An 11,857-nucleotide genomic window follows, 5' to 3' on the forward strand; every position below is an offset into this window, starting at 1 on the left:
AAAATTATATTTATTATAAAATTATTTTTTTATAAAATTTGCACGTTTAAAAATTTTACTTATAGATATATTATATAAGTTTTTAAGTTTTTTTTTATGAAAAAAAACTGATTTCCAATGACCATCAAAAATTATTGATGGAACATAATTTGTTTTTTTAATTAATAATAAAATGTCTCCACATACAGTTTGTCGAATATGAGCATCATATCGATCCTCATATATTAAATCATATTTTTTTATTTCTAAATTTTTATACAAGCTCACATCGATTTCATCAATTTTATCTAATACCAATTCAGAGTAGTGAAAATCTACAAATTTTTCCAAATGTTTGGGTATCATACTTTTTGTTAAATCTAAATAATCATTACTTTGATCATAAGAGTAAAGTTTTCCATTTATTTGAAATTTTTTAAAGTTTTCTGATAAGGCATATGCAATAGCTATTGTCGAATAACCCCCCCCAAATTCTAAAACCGAAACAGGTTTTAATTTTTGGATAGTGACGATTAAATTATTTAAATCATGAAATTGAGGTAAATACATTTTTTTCTCTGTATCCAGGTTAACAAAAAAATCTAAAATTTTGAACTTTTTTTGAAATTTTTTTTTATAAATATTATCAAAATTAAGTTTAATAAAGAGCCAGTACCTAAGAGTTGTATGTGGCTCAAATAAAATATTCTTTAATCTATAAATTAGGTTCATTAAATTGAATAAACGACAATTACTTATATTATATATTTATACATAAATTTTAGTATAAAAATGATATTATTACTATTTAATTTAATAAAAATAGCTCTTTCAAGGATTTAAAAATAATTAATTAAAATTATAATATCCTTATTTTCAATGATAAAGGTTAATAAAATTTGTTCTAAAATATAGTTTATTAGTTTTAATAGAGTATTTTTTTGTTAAATATTTTTTTAAAAACTTAACAGTAAATCTGTGACCATCAACTACGTAAGAGCATTCAGAATCAATCTTTTTTTCCATGAACAAAATATCTGCACCAATTCTTGTTTTTTTATGATCAAATCTATCTTCATAAACAAGATTATAATTTTTATGAATAATTTTTTTAAAAACACTGACCCTTTCTTTTTTAAAATTAATTAATTTGAGTTTAGAATATTTGAATAAAACTAGTTTTTTGTATTTTTTGGGTAAAATTTTTTTTGTTAAATCTAGATAGTATTTACTTTGATCGTATGAAATGAGTTTTCCATCAACTCTAAATTTTTTTTTATTATAATCTAATGCGTAACTGATTGCTACTGTAGAAAAACCCCCACCAAGTTCAAGAATATATTTTGGTTTTATAGATTTTATTAAATTTATAAGATTTTCCAAATCATAATATTGGGGTTCAAATAAACTATTGTTTGTTAAATATTTTTCAATTTTATATTCTTTTTTAAATTTGTCTTTTAGTTTTTTGTTTATTCTTTTTAAAATAACATATCTTAAAGAAGAGTATGGGTTTGTTAAAAAATTTTTTATTATAAAAAAGAATTTCATTTACTAAAAAATTTTATTTGCAACTTTTAAGTCACTTAAAGTATCAACTTCAAACCAAAAATCGTTTGATATAGAATATTCTAATTTAATTATTTTTTTTTCTATAGCTGAGTTTAAAAAAGAGGTCATATCAATATTGAAATTTTTAATTTTGAAATAATATTTACTTAATTTTTTATAATCTTTGAAATTTAATCTTATTAGGCCCATAAATTGATATTTTGGCATATCTTTGTTAATTTTATTACCTATCATTTTAATTAGGCCATTTGACACTTTTAAATCTTCTGCATCAGAGGGTATTTTTTTGAGGCTCATTCTCTTTTTCCAAACTTTAAGCCAATTCTTATTAATTGGTATATGTGTTTTTTTAAATTTTATCATTTTTAATAAAACTTTTTCAGAATAAATAATGTCAGAGTAAGAAATTATAATGTCTGACTTTATAAATTTTTTGACTGAAAAAAGACTATGAACCATATTCGTCTTTGAATAATCTTTATTGTAAAAGACCCTACACTTTGATGAATTATATTTTTTAAGCTTAGAATATTTATGTCCTCCAACTATAATAACTTTTTTAAATAAATGAAAATGTTCAATTAAGTATTCAATTATAGATTTATCTTTGACTTTAACCAAACATTTTGGGTTTGTGTAAGTTTTGTTCTTTAGTCTTTTGCCTTGTCCAGAAGCTAAAATTAATAATTTCATAAAATTACGATTGCTAATTTATTATATTATTTTGTTTTTTTAGATACACTCTAATTATCCTAATTTATAAACTTTATTGGACTATATCAATTTTTTCTGTAATTGGATTTAAACTTAATTTTTTTGAATTTACGTATCTCTCAAAATTGTTAGTTCCAACCCCTATTGCCGAAGAGATGTTAAGCTCTGAACATCTAATTGACATATGAGAATTTGCTCCTCCATACTCAGTAACCAAACCTTTGATTTGATGATTGAAAATAAAATCAAATCCAGGGTCAGCACTATTTATTAAAACTATTTTATTTTTAAGGTTTGGTATGGTTTTATTTTCAAGATATATTGTATTAGCCAACACAGGATCATTCCCAAAATAATTTGCTTTATTTGAGCTTTCCTCAAATTCATAAATATCTTTTTTGTCAAAAATAACTTCTGGAAGTTTTATATATTTATTAAATTTATAATTATCTTTATTTCTACTTATATCTTGAGACAATAAATTTACCAAATCATCCGAGTTTAATATGTAGTATAATTCTTTGATGAGCTTAATATCCATATGAGATAGCTTTTCATCACTAATACTAAGTCTTTTTCCCAATTTTTTTATTTCATCAAACACAAGATCTATACTTTTGGTAAAAATAAATTTAGAATATTCACGATATCCAATACTATCTTTAATATATTCAAAAAGTTCATTAATTGAGATTTTGAAATTAAAATTGTACTTTAAAAATAATATAACTTTATTTTTGCTACTATTAGATAATTTAAAATCTTTAATTTTTGTTTTTTTATTTACTAATTTATTTTTAATATATTTTGAGTAGTTTTCTTTATAATTTTTACTTAAAATATCATAAGTACTTGGTCTTAGGTGGCCATATTTCTCACAAAATTTATTTCTAGATAGCTTTGTATCTTTTAACATTGATGTAGTTATAGTTTCTATATTTTGTAAAAAACTATTTTTTTCTTCTAGACTTATAATTTTTTCAACTACAAAGGAATTAAGTATTTCGATGGCTATAAAGCCTGATCTAGCTAGACCGACAAATGAATATGTGCCATATTTTTTACAATCTTCAATGTACCAATATATTTTATCAATAAAGTACATTTTAGAGTTTTTTACCTGAGATTGTTTTTTTTTTAATATTTCAATGTTGTCTATCTCCTTTTTTATTTTGGTAATAGCAAGTTTAGTAATTTCTTTTAAGCTTTGCCTAATTTCTTTAATTTCATCATTTGAAAAATTATTGTTTTTTAACTGTAGTAATTTTTTTTCAGTTGTAGCATTAAAACACGTCAATAAAATTTTGAATTCAATTTTATCATGATAATGTTTATTTTTTTTGAATAATTTTAAGTAATAATTAACTAATTTATTTTTTAATTTATTATTTATATTTTCTGGTATCCATGAATTAAAGTCCACTCTTACATCAATGTAAGGTGTTCCAAGAAAATTAGACATTAAGTGATTTGATGTCATGTCATTAAATCCATAGGAGCTCCTATTTTTTGCCCAAATAAAATCAGTAATTAGCTCCTCGTATAGGGATGATGCTAACCTCCGTGGCTTGATTCCTATTATTTCAGCTGGGTTCCAATCTGGCATAACTCCAAAAAATGTAGTTTTCCCAAATAGATTATGGTTACTATTTTTAAGTTTTTCAAGCTTGCTTGAAAGTTTTTTTAATGCAAGTCCAAATTGTTTTATATTGGGCAATTCTTTCTTTATTGTAACAACCGGACGTACTTGAAGAAGGTAGATTTTTTTTTTTTTAACAGCAAATTCTATGTCTAAAAATTGATTATTAAACTTTTTTTCTAAAATTTTTGCTAAAGCAATTAAGTTGTAAAACTTTTTATTTTTTGTTTTATAATTTTTGTAAATATAATAATTTTTAGTTTTATCATTTCCACTTGTTGCTACACTTGTATCTGAACCTTCAAAATAATTAATCACATAATATGGAGATAGATTTTTAATATCACATGTGGTTAACACACCTGAAAAATCAGAGTCTGTTATCATTTCTTGGATCATAACATATGAGTTTTTTAAATTATTCTTGTATGATTTTATTACTTTATTTATTGCTATATCTAAATCAATTTCGTTTAGAGCAACATTTGGAATACTATCAAATAAACCTGCATTAGAAGAAAAAGTTGAATCCTCATCACTTGAGCTTGATCTAACAATAATTTTTTTATTATTAAATTTTTTTTTGATATCTAAAAGAAATTCTTTTTTTTGTTTCTTATATTTTTCAGCTTTAAAAAAGATAAAAGGGGGTATAATAGCCTCTTTTATTTTAATTTTTTTTAGTGTAATTGCTTTATTATAAAATTTCATATAAAAAAATTTACTACATATATTAAAAATGTTAAAGGTTAAATCAAAAAGTCAATTAAAAAAAAATAAAAATTTTGACTTAGATTTTTTTTCAACACCGTTTTGTTTCAAAGAAAATAAAAAATATAAAATTTACGAGTATCCCAAGCTTAATAAATCAAGCTTTTGGAAACCTTCTAATAAAAAAAATAAAAATGTCTTAGTGGTTAGTGGGCCAGCTAGAAACGGTAATCATTTAATGCTTTCTTTGTTAGATGGCCACCCCGACATTGGAAGACATCCAGGAGAAGATGATTTTCTAAGAACTTTTTTTTCAAATATTAATTTAAATCAAAAAAAAACTATTAACAATATTATAAAAAAAAAAATAGAATTTATATTTAGATTATCTGGGCAGCCATCTTTCAAAAATAAAGACAAAGAAGGATTTAATAAATGGAAAGAATTAAATTTATTAAAAAAAAATAATAAAGAACTTGATGTATGGTCTGGAAATCAACCTGAAAATGTTGGTCATGTACAAGATTTTCAATCTTTAATTCCAGATATTGATTATAAATCTTTTGAAAAAAAACTTTCAAAAATAAAAAAAAAAAAAATAAAAAATTTTTTTGATTTTTTTTATTATTACTTGAATGCTTCAAGAAAATTATGTAGCAATTTTAAAGAAAAAAAAAACATTAAATTTCCATATAGAGTTACTGGCTCAGGTTTAAGAAGAGAACTCTTTTTTCTTTTAGAGAGACAAAAAAATATATCTGTAATTTGCCCAATTAGAAAATTTGAAAGCTTTTATTTTTCTTACGCTAAAACAAGACATAATTTAAATAAGAAATTCAGCCAAAAAGCCCTGGATGATATGTGGGAGCATTGGCGTCACAAAGTAATAGATTATCTAATCTTAAAATCAAAATATCCAGATAAGGTTGCAATTATCAAATATGAGGAAATGGTATATAGTACTCCAAGCTGCATGAGGAAATTATGTAAATTTCTAAAAATAAAATTTTCTAAAAAAATGTTAAATCCAACAGTTTTAGATATTCCTTCTCTTGGAAATTCTTCTTTTAAAAAAAGTGAAAAATTAAGAGGTAAAATTTATAAAAAGAAGAGTAGTTTTCCAAAAACTATTCAACTTCCAGATGAATATAAAGAAATAATGAAAAACATTGATAAACACGCGCTATAAATATGTTCAAAAAAGCTTTTACTCTTCTATCAAATAACAATAAATCAATATTATTCACTTACTTTATATTAACATTGATATTCGTTGCCATTGAAACATCTTTGCTAATAATAGTCTTTCCTTTAATAGATGTTTTTTTAGGCAGTCAATCTGTAGATCAAAATAAAGTATTTTTATTTTTAAAGAATTATTTATACATTAAAGATCTCAACGGATTAATTAACTTTGGAATAATTTTTGTAATTTTTAGGTTATTGTATTTTTTATTTTATAATTGGGCCAAGTATTCATATTTAAATATAATTCAAAAAGATTTAGCAATTAATATTTTTAAAAAATATTATGATAAAAGTTTTTTAGAATTCATTAAGCTAAACTCAGCATCATTTGTTAGAGATATTAGTTCTGAAACAACAACATTTAAAAAATTTTGTGATACTGCAATTGTATTAATCTTAGAAATTTTCATATCTATTAGCATTTGTATATTTCTATATTTTATAGACCCTTTGATATTTTTATATGTTGCAGGTTTCTTGGCTATATTCGCAATAATCTATTTTATGCTTATATTAAAGATATTAGTACTTTTAGGAAAAAGACGTGTTTTAGTTAATAAAAAAATAATTAAAGTAGCTAATGAGTCTTACAAGTTTTTTGAGTTAATCAAAATTAACAATGTATTAAATTTTTTTAATTCGGATCTAAAAAGAGAATTTCAAGAATTACTTAAGGTTAACAGGACTGTCCAGATTATAAATTTAATACCCAGGTTATTTATTGAAACAATTTTGTTTTTGGGATTTCTGTTGATATTTTTAATTCAATTTAAAAATTCTGGATTTAACATTAATCTTTCAACAGCTGGAATTTTTTTAGTATGTTTTCTGAGATTGTTCCCATCAATTTCTAAAATAATGGGAGCTATTCAAATTTTAAATTTATCTAAATTTTCTGTTGAAAATATATATTTACAGATATCCGAAGAAACAAAAAATAATAAAAAGAATCAAGAATCTCCAATTAATTTTAATAAAGAAATACAAATAAAAAATTTAAATCTGAAATATAAAGATAAAAAAGTATTTAATAATTTTGATTGTTTAATACAAAATAAATCTTTTAATGCAATAGTTGGAAAAAGTGGATCAGGTAAATCTTCTTTTATAAAAATTTTTACGGGCTTACTGGAAGCAAATGAAATACAATTCATGTTAGATGAAAAAAAAGTTGATATTTATGAAAATAAAAATTGGCAAAAAAATATTGGTTATGCCGGCCAAAACTCAATTATTTTGAATCAAAGCTTAAAAAGAAATATAAGTTTATCGAAAGATGAAGAAACTAATTCTAAAAAATTAAGCAAGGTATTCTATGAATCTGGACTAGACATATTTTTAGATTTTGAAAAAAATATAAATGATGAAATTAACGAAGCAGGTTCAAATTTTTCAGGGGGTCAACTACAAAGAATTTGTTTAGCTAGAGCTTTATATTTTTCAAAGGGCATTTTAGTTCTTGATGAAATTTGTAGTTCTCTAGATATGGAGAGCGAAAAAGAAATTATTTTAACCTTAAAAAAACTTTCAAAAGAATATACTATTATTTATATTACCCACAGAAATAATTTTTATGAATATTTCGACAATATAATAAAACTATAATGAAAAAAATTTTAATCTTTGGTGCTGGCTCTATTGGAAATCATATGACTAATGCTTGTATAAAACTTGGGTTTCAAGTTTATATTACTGATAAATCAAATAAAGCCCTCGCATTTATGAAAAACGACTTATTTAAAAAAAGATATGGTTATTGGAATGAAAAAAATATTAAGCAAATCCAATATGAAAATTTAAATAAATTAAATGATATTATTTTTGACCTTATAATTTTAGGCACACCACCAAAATCACATCTCATGTTAGCCGAGTTTTGTAAAAAAAATTATAATTTCAAAAATCTTTTAATTGAAAAGCCTCTATGCAGTTATAAAGATGATCAAAATAAATTTGAAAAATTTTATAAGGAAAATAAATTTAGAACATATTGTGGATACAACCACTCAATTTCTCCAGCTATAAAAAAATTAATTAATCTAGCAAATCATAAGAATGATCAATTATATTTTATAGATGTAAAATGGAAAGAAGGATGGAAAGGCATTATGAATGCACATTATTGGCTGAAAGATGAATTCTCAAGTTATCTGGGTGATATGAAATCAGGTGGAGGTGCATTACAAGAGCATTCCCATGGATTACACTTGTCTTTATATTTAATGGAAAAATTATTTAGTAAGAATTATGTATGCACAAATTATGCATCTAATTTTAAATCAAAAAAAGAAAAAAAATATGATTATTTTAATAATTTAAACTTCAAGTCTAAAGACAAAAATTTAGCATTAGAAATTGACTTAATTGAACCTACTTCATTAAAACAGATAACTTTAAACTTTAAATCAAAAACTATTAGATGGAATTGCAACTTTAAAAAAAATTTAGATATAATTCAAATAATTACAAAAAAGGGCACCAAAACTTTAGAATTTAAAAAGACCAGAGAAAGTGAATTTGCCAATGAAATGAAACATATTTTTTCAATTAAAAGTAATAAAAATTACAAACTGTCTCCCATAAATGTTTTGTATGGAATTAAAACTATGAATATTATTAAAAAAGTTTTTAAGAAAGTTAACTAATATTTATTTTTTATATACTCTAATAAAATCAGGATAAAGCTCATCAACGATAAAATTATTTTTTTTTCTAATTAAGCTCATTTTTTCTTTAACCTCTTTAACATCAATTTTATCAATTTTTTGTTTATAAATAATATCTTCTTTTAATAATTTAATTTTCTTTAAAAATTTAAATATCTTAGATTTATAATATCTGTGAAATTTTGTTTTATTTTTTATTGATAAAAAACAAATTTTAGCAATATGAGAAGATATCTTATTTGCCGAGTCAGTTTTAATTCCAAAATTATACAAAATATCAACCAAGTGTAAATTAGGTTTTTTTATAATTATATTTTTTTTATTTTTAATTATTTTATCTATTAGTTTTAAGGAGCTTATTTTTTTTGAAGTATTTAAAATCCAATTATATTCAACATCCTTTTCATTTACTTTTACAAGATTATAACTGATTTTATTTAAAAAATAGCTCTCAAGTGAAGTGGTGCAGTTTATTGAAAAATTTATTTCACTAGATATTAACCAGCTAATAGTATCTTTAACATCATAAATTACTTTTATATTTTTATATTTCTTTAATTTATTTTTCCAAAATTCTATATTTTCAGTTGGGTGTGGCCTAACAACAATTAATTTATTGGGAAATTTTTCAGAAACATAAACTATTGATTTTAAAAAAAAATCCAAATTTTTTGCTTGGAAATTATAAAATTTTTTACCCAGTTCTATTAATTTTTTGTCTCTTTTAAATCCTATGGTTTCTAATGATTGTTTTTTATCAGTAAATCCATATCTTTTTAATGGGTTAACAACAGTAAACATGGTTAAAAAAAGAATAAATTCAGGATATTTTTTATTTATTTCTGTTACTTCTTTATTAAATATTTTATTTTTTGAATAGTTTTTTATGATATCAAACTTAGGGTTGCCGGTTGTAATGAGTTTTTTTTTATACTCTGGATAAAAAGATCTTATAATGTTTAAAGAGTAGTTTCCCCAACAAAAGAAATATTCTAATTCATTTAGATTTTTAACATCAACTCTCTCTAAAATTTGTTTTTTGTTTAATATACTTAATCCTTCAGAGTCTAAACAAGCTAATTTGTGACCAAGTTTTTTTAAAAATTTTATAATTTCAATATTTCTAGTACCAATACTTTTAAACAATATTATACCTGGTTCAATGACATCACACTTAGATAAAAATTGTTTTTTTGAAACAATGTAGCACTCTATATTTTTATTAATCAATTTGTTTACAATTGTTAACTGTGAATTTAATTCACGTTTTTTTGTTTCTATTAGAAAGTAAACTTTTTTTGTAAACATATTAAACTCCATCAATATATAGTATATATACATTGCTCAATTTATTAACTTGAAACTTTATATAAAACATTTAAATAGTGGCTATGAAAACTTCCAACTCCTTTTTCGATAACCTATTCATCCTTGATTTAGCAAACAATCATTTTGGAGATATTGCTCATGCAAAGAAGGTTATTGATAGTTTTGGTCAAATTATAAAGAAAAATAAAATTAAAGCTGCAGTAAAATTTCAATTCAGAGACCTAGATACATTTGTTCATAAAACTGAAATAAACAATAAAGATAATAAGTATGTTCAACGTTTTTTATCAACAAAATTAAGCTTTGAAAAATTTTATGATTTAAAAAAATATTTAGATAAAAATAAAATTCTAACTGCATGTACACCTTTTGATGAAAAATCAATAGACCATATAGAGAAAATGAAATTTGACTTACTTAAAATAGCAAGTGTCTCATCAAATGAATGGTCTTTAATTGAAAGAAGTGCAAAGAACAATATTCCAAAATTAATTTCCACAGGTGGGAAGACAATAGAAATGATAGATAAAATTGTTAGTTTTTTTAGTCACAATAAGCAAGATTTTGCATTAATGCATTGTATGGCAATATATCCCAGCCCAAATGACACTCTACAACTTAAAGTTATATCAGATTTAATTAAAAGATATCCGGATGTAAAAATTGGCTGGTCAACTCACGAAGATCCAGATGATTTAATGCCATCCACAATAGCTAAATCTCTTGGAGCAAAAATTTTTGAAAAACATATTGGAATTAATTCTAAAAAATACAAATTAAATAACTATTCAACAAATCCATCACAGTTTTTAAAGTATCTTGAAAACTTACAACTAGTTGAAAAATCTTTAGGAATACTTCCAGAAAAGATTATTGATAAAAGAGAAACAAATACACTTAGCTTGTTAGAGAGAGGTGTGTATGTAAAAAAAGATATAAAAAAGAATGAAAAGCTTAATGAAAAAAATATATATTTTGCTTTTCCAAAAAAGAAAAACCAATTATCAAACAACGATTTTAGCTTAAAATCAAAAGAATATATTGCTTTTAAAGATATTAAAAAAGATCAGTCAATTCAAGCATCAGCTATCAAAGTCAAACAACATAAATCCTTAAATTTAGTAACAAAATATATACATAAAGTTAAAGCAATATTAAATTATGCTAAAATTGATTTAGGCAGTGTTTTTGATTTAGAGATTTCACATCATTACGGTGTCAAGAATTTTCCTAAGTTTGGATGTTTTTTATTTAATTGTATTAATAGAGGATATGCTAAAAAAATAATTGTTTTATTCCCCAATCAAAAACACCCACTTCATAAACATAAATTGAAAGAAGAAACATTTCAAATTTTGAGTGGTGTATTATATTCTGAGTTAGATGGTAAGGAAAAAATATTATACCCTGGAGATACGCAGGTAGTAATGCCAGGCGTATGGCACAAATTTAAAACTGATAAGAGAGGCTGTATTTTTGAAGAGGTATCTTCCACACACTACAATAGTGATTCAATATATCAAGATTCGATAATTAACAAATTAACAAGGGAAGAAAGAAAAACATTCATAAAAAACTGGGGAACCCATGAATTAACTCTAGATGTTAAAAAATAAGAAGATTCTCTGTTTGATACCTGCAAAAGGAAACAGTAAAGGCATTAAATATAAAAATTTAAGAAAAATAAAGAACAAGTCATTATTAGAAGCGGCAATTGATTTTGCTAAAAATTTAACTTTTATAGATCATACAGTTGTTAGTTCTGAAAATGAAAAGATTATAAATATTGCAAAAAATAAAAATTGCGGATTACACAAAAGAAACAAATACTTAACAAGAGACCACACCTCTGATTATGAATTAATAAAAGCCATTCTAAAAAAAAAAAATATCAAAATTTTGATTATTTACTATATTTACAACCAACTTCACCCATTAGATTTAAAAAAGATTTTATTAGTGGTTTTAAAAAAATAATTGACTCAAAATCTGATTCGAT

The 11,857-nt window shown here is 22.9% G+C and carries 10 protein-coding genes; 5 read left to right on the forward strand and 5 right to left on the reverse strand.

Features of this window, described 5'->3' with window-relative positions; all coding sequences use genetic code 11:
• Positions 1 to 21 precede the first annotated feature (21 nt).
• The 4 genes from ABXT39_RS00650 to ABXT39_RS00665 all read right to left on the reverse strand — a co-directional run bounded on the left by ABXT39_RS00650 (position 22) and on the right by ABXT39_RS00665 (position 4,615).
• Entirely contained in the window at positions 22 to 711 is a 690-nt protein-coding gene (locus ABXT39_RS00650; protein WP_415295236.1) for a hypothetical protein, read from the reverse strand.
• Between the two features lie 144 nt (positions 712 to 855).
• Positions 856 to 1,530 carry a hypothetical protein gene (locus tag ABXT39_RS00655; protein WP_415295237.1) on the reverse strand — a complete coding sequence of 225 codons (675 nt, stop codon included), beginning with the start codon at positions 1,528 to 1,530 and terminating at the stop codon, positions 856 to 858.
• A 3-nt stretch (positions 1,531 to 1,533) separates the two neighbouring features.
• A complete protein-coding gene (locus ABXT39_RS00660) occupies positions 1,534 to 2,244 on the reverse strand; it encodes an NTP transferase domain-containing protein (protein WP_415295239.1) in 711 nt (236 codons plus the stop codon).
• Between the two features lie 73 nt (positions 2,245 to 2,317).
• Entirely contained in the window at positions 2,318 to 4,615 is a 2,298-nt protein-coding gene (locus ABXT39_RS00665; protein WP_415295241.1) for a PEP-utilizing enzyme, read from the reverse strand.
• A 28-nt stretch (positions 4,616 to 4,643) separates the two neighbouring features.
• Between ABXT39_RS00665 and ABXT39_RS00670 the strand changes: the two genes are divergently transcribed.
• Genes ABXT39_RS00670 through ABXT39_RS00680 form a run of 3 tightly spaced genes read left to right on the forward strand, consistent with a single transcriptional unit; the run spans position 4,644 to position 8,508 of the window.
• Entirely contained in the window at positions 4,644 to 5,804 is a 1,161-nt protein-coding gene (locus ABXT39_RS00670) for a sulfotransferase domain-containing protein (protein WP_415295243.1), read from the forward strand.
• A gap of 2 nt (positions 5,805 to 5,806) precedes the next feature.
• Positions 5,807 to 7,468 carry an ATP-binding cassette domain-containing protein gene (locus ABXT39_RS00675; protein ID WP_415295244.1) on the forward strand — a complete coding sequence of 554 codons (1,662 nt, stop codon included), beginning with the start codon at positions 5,807 to 5,809 and terminating at the stop codon, positions 7,466 to 7,468.
• Entirely contained in the window at positions 7,468 to 8,508 is a 1,041-nt protein-coding gene (locus tag ABXT39_RS00680) for a hypothetical protein (RefSeq protein ID WP_415295246.1), read from the forward strand. Before ABXT39_RS00675 ends, ABXT39_RS00680 begins: the two co-directional genes overlap by 1 nt.
• Positions 8,509 to 8,511: 3 nt before the next feature.
• Here the strand turns inward: ABXT39_RS00680 and ABXT39_RS00685 are convergent, their stop codons facing one another.
• The gene (locus tag ABXT39_RS00685) at positions 8,512 to 9,837 is read right to left on the reverse strand and encodes a surface carbohydrate biosynthesis protein (RefSeq protein WP_415295247.1); all 1,326 of its coding nucleotides are present in this window, start codon (positions 9,835 to 9,837) and stop codon (positions 8,512 to 8,514) included.
• Positions 9,838 to 9,920: 83 nt separating this feature from the next.
• Between ABXT39_RS00685 and ABXT39_RS00690 the strand changes: the two genes are divergently transcribed.
• Both ABXT39_RS00690 and ABXT39_RS00695 read left to right on the forward strand, forming a co-directional pair.
• Entirely contained in the window at positions 9,921 to 11,474 is a 1,554-nt protein-coding gene (locus tag ABXT39_RS00690) for an N-acetylneuraminate synthase family protein (RefSeq protein WP_415295248.1), read from the forward strand.
• Positions 11,461 to 11,835, forward strand: a complete 375-nt coding sequence (locus ABXT39_RS00695) for a cytidylyltransferase domain-containing protein (protein WP_415295250.1) — start codon at positions 11,461 to 11,463, stop codon at positions 11,833 to 11,835. The genes ABXT39_RS00690 and ABXT39_RS00695 overlap by 14 nt, the downstream gene beginning before the upstream one ends.
• The last annotated feature ends 22 nt before the right edge of the window (positions 11,836 to 11,857 follow it).

Origin of the sequence: Candidatus Pelagibacter sp. Uisw_113 (assembly GCF_047717815.1) — a bacterium.
Lineage (GTDB): Bacteria > Pseudomonadota > Alphaproteobacteria > Pelagibacterales > Pelagibacteraceae > Pelagibacter.